At 66.3% G+C, this 16,373-nt stretch carries 17 protein-coding genes; 14 read left to right on the forward strand and 3 right to left on the reverse strand.

Features of this window, described 5'->3' with window-relative positions; all coding sequences use genetic code 11:
• Positions 1–19: 19 nt before the first annotated feature.
• The 3 genes from leuC to O6W96_RS16210 all read left to right on the forward strand — a co-directional run bounded on the left by leuC (position 20) and on the right by O6W96_RS16210 (position 3,159).
• Entirely contained in the window at positions 20–1,456 is a 1,437-nt protein-coding gene (gene leuC, locus O6W96_RS16200) for a 3-isopropylmalate dehydratase large subunit (protein WP_435372232.1), read from the forward strand.
• 112 nt (positions 1,457–1,568) lie between these two features.
• Positions 1,569–2,198: a 3-isopropylmalate dehydratase small subunit gene (gene leuD, locus O6W96_RS16205; RefSeq protein ID WP_353470519.1), complete on the forward strand. Its 630-nt coding sequence runs from the start codon at positions 1,569–1,571 to the stop codon at positions 2,196–2,198.
• On the forward strand, positions 2,161–3,159 hold the full coding sequence (locus O6W96_RS16210) for an NADPH:quinone oxidoreductase family protein (RefSeq protein ID WP_353470520.1): 999 nt from the start codon (positions 2,161–2,163) through the stop codon (positions 3,157–3,159). Before leuD ends, O6W96_RS16210 begins: the two co-directional genes overlap by 38 nt.
• 58 nt (positions 3,160–3,217) lie before the next feature.
• Here the strand turns inward: O6W96_RS16210 and O6W96_RS16215 are convergent, their stop codons facing one another.
• The gene (locus O6W96_RS16215; protein ID WP_353470521.1) at positions 3,218–3,352 is read right to left on the reverse strand and encodes a hypothetical protein; all 135 of its coding nucleotides are present in this window, start codon (positions 3,350–3,352) and stop codon (positions 3,218–3,220) included.
• 160 nt (positions 3,353–3,512) lie between these two features.
• Here O6W96_RS16215 and O6W96_RS16220 point away from each other — a divergent pair, with 160 nt between their 5' ends.
• From O6W96_RS16220 to nadA, 6 genes are all read left to right on the forward strand, one after another.
• Positions 3,513–3,836 carry a DUF1476 domain-containing protein gene (locus O6W96_RS16220; RefSeq protein WP_353470522.1) on the forward strand — a complete coding sequence of 108 codons (324 nt, stop codon included), beginning with the start codon at positions 3,513–3,515 and terminating at the stop codon, positions 3,834–3,836.
• A 1-nt stretch (position 3,837) separates the two neighbouring features.
• The gene (locus tag O6W96_RS16225; RefSeq protein WP_131586202.1) at positions 3,838–4,068 is read left to right on the forward strand and encodes a BolA/IbaG family iron-sulfur metabolism protein; all 231 of its coding nucleotides are present in this window, start codon (positions 3,838–3,840) and stop codon (positions 4,066–4,068) included.
• A gap of 10 nt (positions 4,069–4,078) precedes the next feature.
• A complete protein-coding gene (gene grxD, locus O6W96_RS16230; protein WP_353470523.1) occupies positions 4,079–4,402 on the forward strand; it encodes a Grx4 family monothiol glutaredoxin in 324 nt (107 codons plus the stop codon).
• A gap of 251 nt (positions 4,403–4,653) precedes the next feature.
• Positions 4,654–5,511 (forward strand): MBL fold metallo-hydrolase, encoded by an 858-nt coding sequence (locus O6W96_RS16235; protein ID WP_353470524.1) that lies wholly within the window; start codon positions 4,654–4,656, stop codon positions 5,509–5,511.
• The gene (locus O6W96_RS16240; RefSeq protein WP_353470525.1) at positions 5,493–6,218 is read left to right on the forward strand and encodes a DUF4230 domain-containing protein; all 726 of its coding nucleotides are present in this window, start codon (positions 5,493–5,495) and stop codon (positions 6,216–6,218) included. Before O6W96_RS16235 ends, O6W96_RS16240 begins: the two co-directional genes overlap by 19 nt.
• 27 nt (positions 6,219–6,245) lie before the next feature.
• Positions 6,246–7,229: a quinolinate synthase NadA gene (gene nadA / locus O6W96_RS16245; RefSeq protein ID WP_353470526.1), complete on the forward strand. Its 984-nt coding sequence runs from the start codon at positions 6,246–6,248 to the stop codon at positions 7,227–7,229.
• Positions 7,230–7,279: 50 nt separating this feature from the next.
• On the opposite strand, the gene O6W96_RS16250 is transcribed toward nadA, so the two are convergent.
• Positions 7,280–7,417 (reverse strand): hypothetical protein, encoded by a 138-nt coding sequence (locus O6W96_RS16250; RefSeq protein ID WP_353470527.1) that lies wholly within the window; start codon positions 7,415–7,417, stop codon positions 7,280–7,282.
• Positions 7,418–7,595: 178 nt separating this feature from the next.
• Here O6W96_RS16250 and nadC point away from each other — a divergent pair, with 178 nt between their 5' ends.
• Genes nadC through O6W96_RS16265 form a run of 3 tightly spaced genes read left to right on the forward strand, consistent with a single transcriptional unit; the run spans position 7,596 to position 9,666 of the window.
• The gene (nadC, locus tag O6W96_RS16255; protein WP_353470528.1) at positions 7,596–8,444 is read left to right on the forward strand and encodes a carboxylating nicotinate-nucleotide diphosphorylase; all 849 of its coding nucleotides are present in this window, start codon (positions 7,596–7,598) and stop codon (positions 8,442–8,444) included.
• A gap of 57 nt (positions 8,445–8,501) precedes the next feature.
• Positions 8,502–8,963: a hypothetical protein gene (locus O6W96_RS16260; protein WP_353470529.1), complete on the forward strand. Its 462-nt coding sequence runs from the start codon at positions 8,502–8,504 to the stop codon at positions 8,961–8,963.
• Positions 8,953–9,666 (forward strand): ribonuclease T2 family protein, encoded by a 714-nt coding sequence (locus tag O6W96_RS16265; protein WP_353470530.1) that lies wholly within the window; start codon positions 8,953–8,955, stop codon positions 9,664–9,666. Before O6W96_RS16260 ends, O6W96_RS16265 begins: the two co-directional genes overlap by 11 nt.
• A gap of 211 nt (positions 9,667–9,877) precedes the next feature.
• On the opposite strand, the gene O6W96_RS16270 is transcribed toward O6W96_RS16265, so the two are convergent.
• Positions 9,878–10,117 carry a hypothetical protein gene (locus O6W96_RS16270; protein ID WP_353470531.1) on the reverse strand — a complete coding sequence of 80 codons (240 nt, stop codon included), beginning with the start codon at positions 10,115–10,117 and terminating at the stop codon, positions 9,878–9,880.
• Positions 10,118–10,206: 89 nt separating this feature from the next.
• Between O6W96_RS16270 and O6W96_RS16275 the strand changes: the two genes are divergently transcribed.
• Positions 10,207–12,201 (forward strand): autotransporter assembly complex protein TamA, encoded by a 1,995-nt coding sequence (locus O6W96_RS16275; protein WP_353470532.1) that lies wholly within the window; start codon positions 10,207–10,209, stop codon positions 12,199–12,201.
• Between the two features lie 74 nt (positions 12,202–12,275).
• A complete protein-coding gene (locus O6W96_RS16280) occupies positions 12,276–16,355 on the forward strand; it encodes a translocation/assembly module TamB domain-containing protein (RefSeq protein WP_353470583.1) in 4,080 nt (1,359 codons plus the stop codon).
• The last annotated feature ends 18 nt before the right edge of the window (positions 16,356–16,373 follow it).

Below are 16,373 nucleotides of genomic sequence, written 5' to 3' on the forward strand. Positions count from 1 at the left end.
CGGTTAACGCGCCCGCATCATGGCCACTCCCCAAACGCTGTACGAAAAGATCTGGGCGGCGCATGTCGTCGAACGCCGCGACGACGGCACCTGCCTGATCTATATCGACCGCCACCTCGTCCACGAAGTCACCAGCCCGCAAGCGTTCGAAGGCCTCCGCGTGGCAGGCCGCAAAGTGCGTCGCCCCGACCTGACGCTCGCCGTCCCCGATCACAATTTGCCGACGACTGCGCGCAAAGACGCCGCCGGCCGCGTCCTGCCGATTGCCGACCCCGAAAGCGCGCAGCAGCTCGACGCACTCCGCCGCAACACGTCCGAGTTCGGTATCGACTATATCGACGCGACCGCCATCGAGCAGGGCATCGTCCACGTCGTCGGCCCCGAACAGGGTTTCACGCTTCCCGGCACCACGCTCGTCTGCGGAGACAGCCACACGTCGGCGCACGGCGCACTCGGCGCTTTGGCGTTCGGGATCGGCACCAGCGAGGTCGAGCATGTCCTCGCCACGCAGACGTTGCTGCTGTCGCAGGCCAAGACGATGGAAGTGCGCGTCGACGGCGAACTCGGTTTCGGCGTCAGCCCGAAGGACGTCATCCTCGCGATCATCGGCAAGATCGGCGCGGCGGGCGGCACCGGCCATGTCATCGAATTCACCGGCAGCGTTATCCGGAACATGTCGATCGAAGGTCGCCTGACGATCGCCAACATGTCGATCGAGGCGGGCGCGCGCGCCGGCCTGATCGCGGCCGACGACACGACGTTCGCCTATCTCAAGGGCCGCCCGATGGCCCCGACCGGCGACAACTGGGACAAGGCCGTCGCTTGGTGGCGCAGCCTCGCGACCGATCCCGGCGCGCGTTACGACAAGTCCGTCACGCTCGACGCCGCCGACATCGCGCCCGGCCTCACCTGGGGCACCAGCCCCGAGGACGTCGTGCCGATCACCGGATTCGTCCCCGAACCATCGAGCTTCGCCGATCCCGCCAAGCAGGCGGCGGCACAGAAGTCGCTCGATTACATGGGCCTGACCGCCGGCACCGCGATGCGCGACGTGCCGATCCAGCACGTCTTCATCGGCAGCTGCACCAACAGCCGCATCGAGGACCTCCGCGCCGCTGCGGCGATCGCCGACGGTCGCCACGTCGCGACCGGAGTTCGTGCGCTCGTCGTCCCCGGTTCCGGCCTCGTGAAGCGTCAGGCCGAAGCCGAAGGGCTCGACCGGATCTTCATCGCCGCCGGCTTCGAATGGCGCGAACCGGGGTGTTCGATGTGTCTCGCGATGAACCCGGACAAAGTCCCTGCGGGGGAGCGTTGCGCTTCCACGTCGAACCGTAATTTCGTCGGCAGACAGGGTCCCGGAGCGCGCACGCATCTGGTATCACCCGCAATGGCGGCAGCGGCGGCGGTTACCGGTAAGCTGAGCGACGTCAGAGAGTTGATGGGGGAAAGAGCATGAAGAAGGTTTTCGTATTGCTGGCGGCCGGCGCGATGATCAGCGGCGTCGCGGCCTATGTCGCATCGGCGCGCACCACGCCGGAGCGCACGGGCCCGGAGCGCACGGAACAGCGATGACCCCCGTCACGACCGTCTCGGGCCGCGCCTATCCCTGGGGCGCGAAGAACATCGACACCGACGTCATCATCCCGGCGCATTGGCTGAAGACGATAACGCGCACCGGTCTTGGCCGTGGCGCGTTCGAGACGGTCCGCGCGCAACCCGGCAACATCTTCGACGACCCGCGCTATGCCGGGTCGCCGATCCTCATTGCCGGCGATAATTTCGGCTGTGGCTCCAGTCGCGAGCATGCCGCCTGGGCGCTCGCCGACATGGGCATCACCGCGGTGATCGCGCCGAGCTTCTCTGACATCTTCTCGGGCAACGCGTTCAAGAACGGCATCGTCCCCGTCGTGCTCCCCCAGGAGGCGATCGATCGCCTGCTGGAGGTTGCAAAGGACCAGACCGTCACCGTCGATCTCGAGGCGATGACCGTCACCACCCCGTTCCAGGACCGCTTCACCTTCGAACTCGACGCATTCCGTCGCCAGTGTCTCATGGAAGGGCTGGACGAAGTCGGCCTGACGCTGGCAAGGGATACCCAGATTTCGAAATTCGAGGAGGCGGTCGCATCGAATCGCCCCTGGACGACGGTGGAGAGCGGGTATGCGAGCATTGGTGTCGAAGGCAGTCGGCGGACCTGAAACTCTGGAAATGGTCGAGCTGCCCGATCTGGTAGCCGGCCCCGGACAGGTTGTCGTCGCGGTCAAGGCCTGCGCGATCAACTTCCCCGACGTCCTGATCATCGAAGACAAATACCAGTTCAAGCCGCAACGCCCGTTCGCACCGGGTGGCGAGATCGCCGGCACGATCGATTCGATTGGCGAAGGCGTGACGGGCTGGGAAGTCGGCGACCGCGTCATCGCGATGCTCGGCCACGGCGGCCTGAGCGAGCAGGTGATCGCCGACCCCGCCAAGCTGTACCGCCTCCCCGAAGGCCGCAGCTTCGCCGAGGGCGCGTCGCTGATCCTCACCTACGGCACGACGATCCACGCACTGCTCGACCGCGGCCATATCAAGGCGGGACAGACGCTGCTCGTGCTGGGCGCGGCCGGCGGGGTAGGGCTCGCCGCGATCGAACTCGGCAAGGCGTTCGGCGCCAAGGTCGTCGCCGCGGTCTCGTCCGAGGAAAAAGCTGCCGCCGCCAAGTCCGCCGGCGCCGACGAAACGCTGATCTACGCCCGCGCCCCGTTCGACAAGGACCAGTCGAAGGCGCTCGCCGAACAGTTCAAGGCCGCAGTCGGTAGCGATGGCGCACACGTGATCTACGATCCGGTCGGCGGCGACTATGCCGAGCCCGCGCTCCGATCGATCGCCTGGGAGGGCAAGTATCTCGTCGTCGGTTTCCCCGCCGGCATCCCGAAACTCCCGCTCAACCTCACGCTACTCAAAAGCTGCGACGTCTGCGGCGTGTTCTGGGGGGCTTTCGCGGCGCGCGATCCGAAGGCGAACCAGGCGCACATCGAAACGCTGTTCGATCTTTGGGCCGAAGGGAAGATCGCGCCGCGCGTGACCGAAACCTTCGCATTCGAAGACGGCGGCAAGGCAATCGCCAAAATGGCGGCACGCGCCGCGATCGGAAAGCTGGTGGTGGAGGTCGGCTGACACCGACCATCCCGGCCGTTCTTCGGCTCAACCCATTCGACTTGCCGGATTGAGCCGTTCAGACGAAGTTGTAGATCACAGCTGCAATGACGATCCACATCATGACGGATGCCAGCACGCCATACGCCAGACCATGCACGACTGGCGGTGTGGCCGATGTCGAAGTGGTGGGTGTAGCTGCCGAACCGATCATGATCACTCTCCTGCCCGCGCATATTGTCACGTAGCCGTCGCATATATCGGTCATTTCGTCGCTCGACGCTAGTAGGATTCTACTGCTCTCCAGCGATTGTTGCGTAGCGGCAGTCGGCGACCTATCTCGGAACCGACGACGACTGTACGGGACCCGCGATATGACCATTTTTGAAGATCGCGAACGCGCTAGCGAGGCCAATTTCGCGCGTGAGGAAGAGATGGCGTTCCGGATCACCGCGCGCCGCAATCGTCTGCTTGGTGGTTGGGCCGCACAGGAGATGAAGCTTACGCCGGAAGAAACCGACGCCTATGCGACGGCTTTGGTGCACGCCGACATGGAAGGTGGCGGCGATGACGACGTCGTGCGCAAGCTCGTCGGTGATCTGACCGCTGCCGGTCTCGATCATGACGAGGCGACCGTCCGCCGCGCGCTCGCGCAGCAGATGATTGAGGCACGCCGCCAACTGCTGGAGTCCCACTGATATGCCGATGGCTGCCGACGACATCGCGACGATGATCCGCGATGCTATTCCCGATGCGCAGGTCGAGATCACCGATCTCGCCGGCGACGGCGACCACTATGCCGCCAAGGTCACCGCCGCGAGTTTTGCCGGCATGAGCCGCGTCAAGCAGCATCAGGCGGTTTACGCAGCGCTTGGCGGCCGCATGGGTGGCGTCCTGCACGCCCTTCAGCTTACCACCGCAATTTCCTGAGGACGAAGACATGACCGACGATTCCAACGCCCGCATCGACGCTCTGGTGAAAGCCAGCCCGGTTGTCCTGTTCATGAAGGGCAGCCCGCTGTTCCCGCAGTGCGGCTTTTCCAGCCGTGCGATCGCGATCCTCAACCACCTCGAAGTCGAGTTCGAGAGCGTCGACGTGTTGCAGGACCAAGGCATCCGCCAGGGTATCAAGAGCTATTCAGATTGGCCGACGATCCCGCAGCTTTATGTCGATGGCGAATTCGTTGGCGGCTCCGACATCATGATGGAAATGTACGAGAGCGGCGAACTGGCGCAGCTGTTCGAGAAGCAGAACGCAAACTGATCTGGGAAGCCGGGGAGGGTGGATCGACGCGAGACCGGACGGTAGCGGTCGATCCACCCTGCATGAACGCGAAAGCGCTCGGTGACGATATAAGCGTTGCACCATGCGTGCCAAACTTCCGAGTGCGCGGCGTTTCAGGCATCTCAATGGTTAATCGTCGGTATCGGACGCGCTGACCTGTAAAGAAACTCGACGATCGCTGTAACTAAGTTGGTCTTGCCATCCCGGCGTCCAGCCGCCATCTCGCCTTCATGGCTGAGCATCCGACCGGTATCCCGATCCAGCTCGAGCCGCTGGTCATCCGCGTGCTCGCGCCCAATCCGTCCCCGTACACGTATACCGGCACGCAGACCCACATCGTCGGCGAGACCGATCTCGCGGTGATCGATCCGGGCCCCGACGACGCCGAGCACATCGATGCCTTGCTGCGTGCGATCGATGGTCGCCCGGTCAGCGCGATCGTCGTCACGCATCACCACCGCGATCATAGCCCCGCCACGCGTCCGCTACAGTCGCTCACCGGCGCACCGATCGTCGGCGCTACGCCGTTCGATCTTGCCGATACGGGTGCGCGCGCAGACGCGTCGTTCGATGCCACCTACGCCCCCGACCGCGTTCTTGCCGAAGGCGATATCGTCACGGGCAAGGGATGGACGCTCGAGGCGATCGCGACACCGGGGCACACGTCGAACCATCTCGCCTTCGCGCTGCCCGAGACCAAGGCGCTGTTCTCTGGCGATCATGTCATGGGATGGTCGACGACGGTCGTCTCGCCGCCCGACGGCAACATGACGGCGTATATGGCAAGTCTCGAAAAGTTGATGGGCCGCGACGACCGTGTCTATTATCCGGGTCACGGCGAAGCGATCGACAGGCCGCAACGGCTGGTCCGGGGCATGCTCGGCCACCGCAAGCAGCGCGAGGGACAGATCCTCCGACTTCTCCGCGCGGGCGCGCGGCCGATCCCGGCGCTGGTGGAGGGCATGTATGTGGGTCTCGACGCGCGCCTGGTGCCCGCTGCCGAGCGGTCGGTGCTGGCGCATCTGTACGATCTGCAAACCCGTGAACTGGTGATCGAGGAAGGCGAAACATGGCGGACGACAGCATGATCCCACCCCCGCGCAAAAGCGGCGTCGGCCCGTTCCTGGCCAAGGCGTTCGGTGTCATCCTCATCCTGGTCCTCGCGGGGCTGCTCATGCTCTGGGGCGTCCAGCGTTACGTGAGCAACCGGTTGACCCCTGATCCGACGACGATCGCGAGCGCCAGTCTGGAGGGGCTGCGCGAACAGAACCGCCTGTCGGCGTTCGCCGCGCGCTACGTCGCGGTCGTCACGTCGAAGCAATCGCAGCTCGGCTTCACCACCGAGAAGACGCTGATCATGCCGGGCATGGTGCGGTATGAGGTCGATATGGCGAAACTCACGCAGTCGGATGTGGCATGGGATGGCACGTCGAAGATATTGTCCGTGCGCTTGCCGGCGGTAGAGGCTGACGGTCCCCAGATCGATCTCAACGCAATACGCGAATACGGCTCAGGCGGCCCGCTGATCGTTTTCACCGATGCGGAGAAGCGTCTCGACGCCGCCAACCGCCGTGCCGGCCAGATCGAACTGATCCGCCAGGCGCGAGAGCCGGCGATGATCAAGCTCGCACGCGATGCCACGCGGCGTGCGGTCGAGCGGAGCTTCGCGATGCCGCTGCGCGCTGCCGGGATCGATGCGACCGTTGCGGTGCGCTTCGCCGACGAGCCGGTCGCGAATACCGAGCGCTGGGACACCTCGCGCTCGCTGCAGGACGTGCTAGGGAACCGCCGTTAGAAGACGGGCAACACGCGGGATACGACCATGGAATTGAACCAGAACTTCGCCGGCATCGATATCCGCGCCGAGATCGAGCGTCTCCGCAAGGAGAAGAACGCCGTCATCCTCGCGCATTACTACCAGAAGCCCGAGCTGCAGGATCTGGCCGATTTCGTCGGTGACAGTCTCGACCTGTCGCGCAAGGCCGCGGCCACCGACGCCGACGTGATCGCGTTCTGCGGCGTGCGCTTCATGGCCGAGACCGCGAAGATTCTGTCGCCCGACAAGATCGTCATCCTGCCCGACATGGACGCCGGGTGCAGTCTGGAGGACAGCTGCCCGCCCGAGCAGTTCGCGGCGTTCCGCGCCAAGCATCCCGACCACATCGCGCTGACCTACATCAACTGCTCGACCGAGGTGAAGGCGCTGTCCGACATCATCGTGACGTCGTCGTCGGCGGACACGATCCTCGCGCAGATTCCGCTCGACCAGAAAATCATCTTCGGCCCCGATCGCAACCTCGGCGGTTACCTGGCGCGGAAAACCGGCCGCGACATGCTGCTGTGGCCGGGCGTGTGCATCGTCCACGAGGCGTTCAGCGAGACCGAGCTGATGAAGCTCAAGGCGCAGCACCCCGGTGCGCCCGTCGTCGCCCATCCCGAATGCCCGCCGATCATCCTCGATCACGCCGATTACGTCGGTTCGACCCGCGGCATCCTTGATTACGCGCTGGCGATGCCGGGCGACACGCTAATCGTCGCGACCGAACCGCACATCATCCACCAAATGGAAAAGGCGTTGCCGAACAAGCGCTTCATCGGTGCGCCCGGCGCAGACGGCAACTGCAACTGCAATATCTGTCCATACATGGCGCTCAATACGCTCGAAAAGCTGTACGTTGCGCTGCGCGATCTCTCGCCGCGCATCGAGATCGAGGAAGGGCTGCGTCTGCAAGCCAAGAAAAGCCTCGACGCGATGTTGTCGATGGCCTCGAACACCGTCGGCAGTGGTGATCTCGGTCCGAAATGACGACCCCGCCGGGTCCCGATCATGGATCGGGCAGGGCGCGCCCGTAACCGTTAGGCCGCGGGTGCATCCCCATTGAGCTGAGCGATCGCCTGATCGATGTGGATCGCCGCAATCGGCAACTGAAGCGCATCGGCGAGCGCCAGCGCCTCGTCGAGCAGTGCGTTCAGGCGTGCGGTATCGGCTAACATCTTCGTAGGCATAGTAATTTCCCTAGGTCTTGATCGTGCAACTCCGAACGCTCGATTTGGTTCCAGGCCACACGAAATAACTTCGTCGCTCGACCTCCCCGTAAATTTGCTGTCCTCATGCGAAGTTTTTTGGCACCGGCGCATGCGTTGCCAGTCGGCGTTTTCTGGGAGAGTTTAGGTGAACGCAGCATTGCCCGAAAGCTTCGACAGTGCGGCGTTCGTCACGGCGACGCTGGCCGAGGATCTGGGCGCGATCGGCGACATTACGTCCGCCGCCGTGATTCCCGCGGACGCACGGTTCAGCGGTGCGATGGACAGCCGCGATCCGATTGTCGTCGCCGGGCTTGATCTCGCCGAGGCGTTCTTCCGCGCGCTCGACCCGGACGTGCGCATCGAACGCCTCGTTCAGGACGGGGAGCAGGTCGCCGCGGGTACCGAGTTGCTGCGGCTCGAAGGCGCGGCGCGCGCGCTGCTGACCGCCGAGCGATCTGCGCTCAACACCGTCCAGCATCTCTCGGGGATCGCGACGATGACACGCCGCTATGTCGATGCGATCGCGGGCACCGGCGCGATCCTGCTCGACACGCGGAAAACCATTCCAGGCCTGCGGGTGCTGGAGAAATACGCGACCCGGATGGGCGGCGCGCAGAATCACCGCATGGGCCTGTGGGATGCGGCGATGATCAAGGACAACCACGTCGCGGTCGCGGGCGGCGTGACCGAGGCCGTAAGGCGCGCGAAGGCGGCGGGGATCGCGCACATCATCGTCGAAGTCGACCGGATCGATCAGATCGAGCCCGCGCTCGTCGCCGGGGCGACGCACCTGTTGCTCGATAACATGCCGCCGGGGATGTTGCGCGAGGCGGTGACGCTCGTTCGCGGTTGCGTGCCGACCGAGGCGTCGGGCGGGGTCAATCTCGACACGATCCGCGCGATCGCCGAAAGCGGCGTGACCTATGTCTCGGTGGGTCGCTTGACGCAGTCGGCACCCGCGGCGGATATAGGTCTGGACTTCGCAACCGCCTGACGACCGCTGCGGCGTTGATCGAGCGCGACACATGATGCAATTCAGGGAACGACGAGCATGATCAGGCCGATATCCATCGTCCGCTACGAGAGGCTGTATCTCGCCTCGTTCGTGCTCGGTTTGATCGTTTCTGCGATGAGCTGGTCGCAGCGGACCGCGCTAGTCGCGGCGAACCCGGTCCTGTCGCAGGTCAGCTGGATCCTGCCGACGTTCCAGGTCATCGGCATCGCGGTCACGCTGCTGCTCTGGTATTTTACCGCGCGTTCGCCGAGCGTGGCGGCAAAGTGGATCGTCGTGGTGCTGGCGGGATTGTCGATCATCGGCGTGGGCCTGTCGCTGGCAAGCGTTGCGCGCGGGCAGACGACGATCGGCACGACCTCGATGATCTCGTTCGCGGCCGACGCGCTCTACGTCGCCGCCGCGCTTCATCTGTTCAAGGCGGATGCCAAGCTCTGGTTCGGCGAACTGCCCGATGCTGACGAGCCTAGCACTTTCGAGGATATGTCGCATGATCGCTAAGATGATTCTTACCGCCGCGGCGCTAGCCTTGCCGGGTGTCGTCCAGGCGCAGGCCTATCAATGCTCGATCCCGGCGACGGTCGAACGTGTCCATCCCGATCTGCCGTCGGATAGCCAGCCGCGCCGCGACATCCCGATCGGCAGCTACACGCTCGCGATCACCTGGGCGCCGCAATATTGCCGCGACAATGGCGACCGCGCGTCGTCCGGCGTCCAGTGCGGTTCGGGTAATCGCTTTGGCTTCACGCTACACGGCCTGTGGCCCGACGGCGTCGGCAAGGACTGGCCGCAATATTGTCGCGCGGCCGAGTTCGTGCCGCCCCCGGTGATCCGCGCGCATCTCTGCACCACGCCGTCCGCGCAATTGCTCCAGCACGAATGGGCGAAGCACGGCACGTGCATGCCGGGCTACCGTCCCGCCAAGTATTTCAACCAGTCGGCAGGGCTGTACGGCAAGCTCCGCTATCCGGACATGGACGGACTATCGCGCACGCCGTTGACCGCCGGCCGGTTCGCCGCGGCGATGGCGGGCGCAAACCCGGGGCTCAAGCCGGACATGATGCGAGTCACCGCGACCAAGCAAGGCTGGCTCGACGAGGTCTGGATCTGCCTCGACCGCCGCTTCCGCTACCGCCGCTGCCCCGTGCATCAGGGCGGGCTGAACCCGAGCGCACCGCTCCAGATCTGGCGCGAGAGCCGGTAACAGGTATGGAATGGGCGCGACGGGCTCCGCCATCCCACACCCCGTTCGTGCTGAGTAGCGACCGAGTAGCTCCGTCAGGAACGTATCGAAGCATGGGTTCCGAGCGCCAACCCATCCTTCGATACGCCGTCTCGATACGCTCCGTTGAAGCTACTCGACGGCTACTCAGGACGAACGGAAGATAACAGGATGAGGCGGAGGCGCGGTGCCGCTACCGCCGGTCCCTCAACCAAACCAGCACCGCCGCCAGCACGCCAACTCCGGTCCCCACCAGAAACCCCGGCGTAGCCTCGCCAATCGCAAACCCCACCCCAGCACCACCGAGCATGCCGAGCGCGACGAGGAACCCGCCCGCGGCGCTCGGGTCCTTGTGGGGGGGGAGGGTGTCGCGGGAAATCGGGTCGGTCATGGGACTGTCCTGCCACGCGCCGCCGCCGGATGCCACCCACACGCCAGGGCTGATCCTCACCCGGATGAAACGTGGCGGAAATACGGCGTTAGATACTGTTCCGCAACGACAAGCCCGGCTAGGAGCCGGACATGGTGTTCCGCGTCGGGCGAGCCGGGCCGGCCGCCGCCTTTTTCGTTCTGACGACAGCCGGCGCCGTATCGGGTGCAGGCGTACCTGCCGCGAACGCACAAACGGCTCGGGTGCCTACGCAGACCCCTGTAACGCAGACCGCCGACACGCCGATGTCGCTCGACCCGAATTCACCGCTCGCCCCGCTGCCCGACATCGGTGTCGCCTGGCCCGATCTCGCCACGTCGCCGATGGATCCGGCTGCCACCGTCGCCGCGGTCGATGCCAATGCCGAGAGCCGCTACGCCTGGCGGATCGACGGCATAGACGGCATCGACGACGCGCTGCTCCGCCAACGGTTCGCGCAACTCTCGACGCTCGATGCAAACGACCACCAGGCCGCCAACGCCGCGCAACTCGATCGCCGCGCGCGCGAGGATGCCGACCTGCTCAACAGCCTGCTCCGCGCGCAGGGTTACTACGACTCCAACGTCGTCACGCGGGTCGAGCCCGGGGCGAAGCCGATGGTGGTGCTGTCGGCGACGCCCGGCACGCTGTATACATTCAAGGGTGTGACGATCGACGGTATCGCCGCGGCGGGGGACAAGACGCCGGGCCTCGTCACCGCGTTCGGCGTGAAGCCCGAGGATCCGGTCAATTCTGACGCGATCGTCGCGGGGCAGGCCAAGCTGACGACTCAGATCGGCCGCGAGGGCTTTCCCTTCGCCAAGGTCGGCGATCCGGCGATCGTTGTCGACCACGCCACCCGCACCGCGACGCTCGACCTCTCCGTCCAACCCGGCGGCGCGCGAAAATTCGGCCAGATCGTCGCGCTCCCCGGCAACCGTGTGTTCGACGCGAACCATGTCGCGGAGATCGCGCGTTTTTCACCCGGCGACCTGTACGATGCGGCCAAGCTCGACGATCTCCGCCGCGCGCTGATCCAGACCAGCCTCGTCTCCGCGGTCGATCTCAAGCCGGTGCAGGGCGCGACGCCCGATACCGTCGATGTCGCGGTAAAGCTCGATCGCGCCCCGCCGCATACCGTTGCGGGCGAACTCGGCTACGGCACCGGCGAAGGCGCGCGCGCGGAACTCAGCTGGACGCACCGCAACCTGTTCCCGCCCGAAGGCGCGCTGACGCTGCGCGGCGTGCTGGGAACGCAGGAACAGCTCGGCTCGGTCGTTTTCCGCCGCAACAATTTCAAGGCGCGCGACCGGGTGCTGACGCTCCAGGCCTCAGCGGTGCACACCAATCGCGACGCGTATGATGCGAAGACGTTCTCGCTCGCGGGCAGCCTGGAACGACAGACCAACATCTTTTTCCAGAAGACCTGGACATGGTCGGTCGGCGGCGAACTGCTTGCATCGGACGAGCGCGACGTGATTCTCTCGACCGGCGATCCGCGCCGCCGCACCTTCTTCATCGGCGCGCTGCCGACCAGCCTCAACTACGACGGCTCGGACGATCTGCTCAACCCGACCAAGGGCTTCCGCCTCGGCGGCCGGCTCAGTCCGGAGGTGTCGCTGCAAGGCTCGGTATTCGGTTATGCCCGCACCCAGTTCGACGGCAGCGTGTACCAACCGTTCGGCAATCGGGTCGTGCTCGCCGCGCGCACCCGGCTCGGCACCATCGTCGGCGCCCCGCGCGATCAGGTGGCGCCGTCACGCCGCTTCTATGCCGGCGGCGGCGCGTCGGTACGCGGCTATGGCTATCAGTCGATCGGCCCGCGCGATCCCAACAACGATCCGATCGGCGGCCGCAGCTTGACCGAATTCTCGATCGAGGCGCGGGTGCGCGTGCTCGGCAGCTTCGGGATCGTGCCGTTTCTCGACGCGGGCAATATCTATACCTCGCCGCTGCCGAAATTCACCGGGCTGCAATACGGCACCGGCATCGGTGTGCGCTATTATTCGAACTTCGGCCCGATCCGCCTCGACGTCGGCACCCCGATCAACCCACAGCCCGGCGACAGCCGGATCGCCGTATACGTCTCGCTGGGGCAGGCATTTTGACCGAAGAGGTCACTCTTCCGGAACGCCGCCCAAAGCCCCGGATCGCCTGGTGGCGCTGGATCGCAAGCGCGATCATGGCGCTGCTCGTGATCATCGGTACCGCGTTGCTGATCGTCGACACCGATATCGGCCATCGTTTCGTCGCGGACCGGATCGCGGCGATCAAGACCGCGAACGGCCTGCGTTTCACGGTCGGTCGGATCGACGGCTCGCTATACGGCGACACGCGGCTCATCGACCTGCGCGTGTACGACCTTGAGGGGCTGGTCTTCCAAGCGCCTAATGTCGAACTCGATTGGTCGCCGTTCGACTGGTTCTCCAACCGGCTGGAGATCCAGCGGCTGATCGTCGATCGCGCGATCCTGACGCACACGCCGCGCACCAGACCGTCCAGGACGCGTGGCCCGATCCTGCCTGATTTCGATATCCATATCGGCAAGCTGTCGGTCGGGCGGCTGACCTTGGCGAAGCGCGTGCTGGGAACGCAGCGGATCGGGACGCTCGAAGGCCGCGCGGACATCCGCTCCGGTCGCGCGCTCGTCGATCTCAAGGCCCGCGTCGCCGGCAGCGACGACCTGAAGCTCCGGATCGATGCCGAGCCCGCCCGCGACCGCTTCGACCTCGACGTCGCCGCGAAGGGCGCCGCGGGCGGCGTGCTCGCGCGGATGGTCAAGGCGAAGGGCCCGGTCGCGCTCGCGGTCACCGGCGACGGCAGCTGGGCGAAGTGGAACGGCCGCGCGAACGGCATCGTCGGCACGACGCGCGTCGTCGATCTCGCGCTCGCGCAGGTCGCCGGGCGCTACACGCTGTCGGGCACGCTCTCGCCGTCGTCGCTGCTCAAGGGGCGGCTGCAACGGCTGACGGCACCGCGCATCCTCGTCAACGGCAGTGCGGAGTTCGCCAACCGCCGGCTGGACGGGCAGCTTTCGCTCCAAACGCCCGCGCTGGCGATCGACACGACTGGCATCGTCGATCTCGGTGCGAACGCGTATCGTGACGTCCGGATCAAGGCGCGGCTGCTTCGCCCGCCCGCGTTGTTCGACAACATGACCGGGAACATGGTCGAGTTGCGCGCGATCCTCGACGGCCCGTTCGCGACTGCGGCGTTTGACTATCGCCTCGACGCGAGCCGCTTCGCGTTCGACCAGACCGGGTTCGAGAACGCCCACGCCGCCGGCAAGGGCCGCCTGTCCGCGGCGCCCGTCACCGTGCCGATCCGTTTCACCGCGGCGCGCGTCACCGGCGTCGGCACCGTCGCCGGCGGGATCCTGCGCAACCTGTCGGTCGACGGCCTGCTCCGCGTGACGCCGACGCTGCTCACCGGCGATGCGCTCAAGCTCCGCTCCGACAAGCTCGCCGGCAGCATCAATCTCGCGGTCGACCTGCGCAACGGCCAGTTCGAGGTCGGCATCAACGGCGGGCTCGGTCGTTATCTGATCCCCGGCCTCGGCATCGTCGACGTGAAGTCCACCTTGCGCGTCGTCCCCGGCCCGAACCGCCACGGCACGCGCGTGATCGGCCAGGGCAGCGCGCAGATGGTGCGGCTCGACAACGCGTTCTTCCACAGCCTCGCAGGGGGGCTGCCGCGCATCACGACCAACCTCGAGCGCACCACCGACGGCGTGCTGCACTTCACCAACCTCGTCCTGATCGCGCCGCAGATCCGGCTGACCGGCAACGGCTATCGTCGTCGCGACGGCACTTTCCATTTCGAGGGGAGCGGGCGCCAGCAGACCTATGGCCCGGTTCAGCTCGTGCTCGACGGCCAGATCGACAAGCCGACGCTCGACCTCGTCTTCGCCAGCCCCAATGCGACGCTCGGCCTGTCGAACGTCCACGCGCATCTCGATCCGACGCCGCAGGGATTCGCGTTCACCGCCGCTGGCGGATCGCGGCTCGGGCCGTTCACCACGAACGGCGCGATCCTGTTGCCGCCGGGCGCCGATGCGACGATCGCCATCACCGCGCTGAACGTTGCGGGCACAAGAGCAAGCGGCAACATCGCGGTCGTCGATGGCGGCTTCAACGGCGCGCTCGCGGTTGCCGGCGGCGGCATCTCGGGTGAACTCCTGTTCCGCCCGGTCGGCCAGATCCAGCGTATCGAGGGCCATCTCGCCGCCAAGGCCGCGACGCTCGACACCGTCGCGCTCCGTTCCGGCAAGCTCGATTTTGTCACATTGCTCGATCCCGCCGGCACCTCGATCGAGGCCACCGCGACCGGCCTCGGCCTGCGTCGCGGCACGCTCAGCCTCGCGCGGTTCAACGGTTCCGCGTCGCTGCGCGGCGGCGTCGGCACGATCAAGGCATCGATCGCCGGCTCCCGCGGCCGCGCGTTCGATATCCAGAGCGTCACGCAGGTGACCGCCAACAGCTACGCGATCTCCGCGCAAGGCACGCTCGACGGCCGTCCGCTGAAACTGCTCACCCCCGCGGTCCTAACACAGGCCGAAGACGGCTGGCATCTCGCGCCGACCAAGCTCAGCTTCTCGGGCGGCGAGGCCCAGGTCGGCGGCCGCTTTACCGCTGCCAGCACCGCGATCGACGCCAGCTTGACCCGGATGCCGCTCGCGATCCTCGACATCGCCTATCCTGGGCTCGGTCTCAGCGGCAGCGCGTCGGGCAGCTTCATGATCGCGACCGCCAATGGTGCGGCCCCGACCGGCAAGGCGAACGTGACGATCCGCGGGCTCAGCCGCGCCGGCCTCGTCCTCTCGTCGCGCCCGATCGACGTCGGCGTCGCGGCGGTGCTTTCCCCCGACAAGCTCGGCCTGCGCGCGGTGATCGCGTCCGCCGGCAAGACGATCGGCCGTGCCCAGGCCCAGCTCGCGCCGTTGGGGCAGGGGGATCTCGCGTCCCGGATCAGCAACGCCCGCCTGTTCGGCCAACTTCGCTACAGCGGCCCGGCCGACACACTCTGGCGCCTCACGGGGGTCGAGCTGTTCGACTTCTCAGGCCCGGTCGCGATCGGCGCGGACGTCGTCGGCACGCTCGCCAACCCGACCTTGCGCGGCGTCGTCCAGGCGAACGGCGCGCGGATCGAAAGCGCCACCACCGGCACCGTCCTCACCAACGTCCAGGCGACCGGTCGCTTCGGCGGTTCGCGGCTCGTGATCGACCGGTTCGGCGCGGACGCGGGCAAGGGCGGGCGCGTCACCGGCACCGGCCAGTTCGAATTCGCCGCCGCCGCCGGGATCGGCCTCGATCTCGCGCTCCAGGCCGACAAGGCGGTGATGATTAACCGCGACGACATCGGCGCGACCGTCTCCGGCCCGCTGACGTTCAAGTCGAACGGCTCGGGCGGCACGATCGCCGGCGACGTCATACTCGACAAGAGCCGCTACCGCCTCGGCCAGGCCACCGCTGCCAGCGCCGTCCCCCAACTCAACATCCGCGAAATCAACCTGCCCGACGGCGGCGAGGAAGTCGCGACCCCGACCAAGCCCTGGACGCTGGCGATCAAGGCGCGCGCGCCGAACCAGGTCATGGTCAGCGGGCTCGGCCTCACCAGCGAATGGTCCGCCAACCTCCAGATCGCCGGCCAGCCCGAGAACCCGGCGATCACCGGCCGTGCGACGCTGATCCGCGGCGACTACGAATTTGCGGGCCGCCAGTTCGAACTCGCGCGCGGCGTCATCCGCTTCGACGGGCAGGTCCCGGCGAACCCGGCTTTGGACATCGAGGCGAACGCGGACTCGACGGGCCTGAGCGCATCGATCCGCGTTACCGGCTACGCGCTGAAGCCCGAGATCGGTTTCACCAGCACGCCCGCGCTGCCCGAGGACGAACTTCTCTCGCGGCTGTTGTTCGGCACCTCGATCACCAACCTGTCCGCGCCCGAGGCTCTCCAGTTGGCCGCGGCGGTGGCGGCATTGCAGGGCGGTGGCAGCGGTCTCAACCCGATCAATGCGGTGCGCCGCGCGGCCGGTCTCGACCGCCTCCGCATCCTCCCGGCCGATCCGCAGACCGGGCAGGGCACCTCGATCGCCGCGGGCAAATACGTCACCCGGCGCCTGTATGCGGAGATCGTTACCGACGGTCAGGGCTATTCCGCCACGCAGGTCGAGTTCCAGGTCACCCGCTGGCTGTCGCTGCTGTCGAGCATCTCCACGCTCGGCCGGCAGAGCGCCAACGTTCGTGTCTCGAAGGATTATTGAGGACATGGCCCCATTGCC

This window comes from Sphingomonas faeni, assembly GCF_040407495.1.
GTDB lineage: Bacteria > Pseudomonadota > Alphaproteobacteria > Sphingomonadales > Sphingomonadaceae > Sphingomonas > Sphingomonas faeni_D.

Excerpts from the sequence above, each read along its gene's own strand:
- O6W96_RS16250 (WP_353470527.1), bottom strand. The coding sequence starts at position 7,417 with ATGTTAGCCGATACCGCACGCCTGAACGCACTGCTCGACGAGGCGCTG.
- grxD (WP_353470523.1), top strand. The coding sequence starts at position 4,079 with ATGACCGACGATTCCAACGCCCGCATCGACGCTCTGGTGAAAGCCAGC.
- O6W96_RS16215 (WP_353470521.1), bottom strand. The coding sequence starts at position 3,352 with ATGATCGGTTCGGCAGCTACACCCACCACTTCGACATCGGCCACACCG.
- O6W96_RS16210 (WP_353470520.1), top strand. The coding sequence starts at position 2,161 with ATGCGAGCATTGGTGTCGAAGGCAGTCGGCGGACCTGAAACTCTGGAA.
- O6W96_RS16235 (WP_353470524.1), top strand. The coding sequence starts at position 4,654 with ATGGCTGAGCATCCGACCGGTATCCCGATCCAGCTCGAGCCGCTGGTC.
- leuC (WP_435372232.1), top strand. The coding sequence starts at position 20 with ATGGCCACTCCCCAAACGCTGTACGAAAAGATCTGGGCGGCGCATGTC.
- O6W96_RS16265 (WP_353470530.1), top strand. The coding sequence starts at position 8,953 with ATGATCGCTAAGATGATTCTTACCGCCGCGGCGCTAGCCTTGCCGGGT.
- nadA (WP_353470526.1), top strand. The coding sequence starts at position 6,246 with ATGGAATTGAACCAGAACTTCGCCGGCATCGATATCCGCGCCGAGATC.
- O6W96_RS16275 (WP_353470532.1), top strand. The coding sequence starts at position 10,207 with ATGGTGTTCCGCGTCGGGCGAGCCGGGCCGGCCGCCGCCTTTTTCGTT.
- O6W96_RS16225 (WP_131586202.1), top strand. The coding sequence starts at position 3,838 with ATGCCGATGGCTGCCGACGACATCGCGACGATGATCCGCGATGCTATT.
- O6W96_RS16260 (WP_353470529.1), top strand. The coding sequence starts at position 8,502 with ATGATCAGGCCGATATCCATCGTCCGCTACGAGAGGCTGTATCTCGCC.
- leuD (WP_353470519.1), top strand. The coding sequence starts at position 1,569 with ATGACCCCCGTCACGACCGTCTCGGGCCGCGCCTATCCCTGGGGCGCG.
- O6W96_RS16220 (WP_353470522.1), top strand. The coding sequence starts at position 3,513 with ATGACCATTTTTGAAGATCGCGAACGCGCTAGCGAGGCCAATTTCGCG.
- O6W96_RS16240 (WP_353470525.1), top strand. The coding sequence starts at position 5,493 with ATGGCGGACGACAGCATGATCCCACCCCCGCGCAAAAGCGGCGTCGGC.
- O6W96_RS16280 (WP_353470583.1), top strand. The coding sequence starts at position 12,276 with ATGGCGCTGCTCGTGATCATCGGTACCGCGTTGCTGATCGTCGACACC.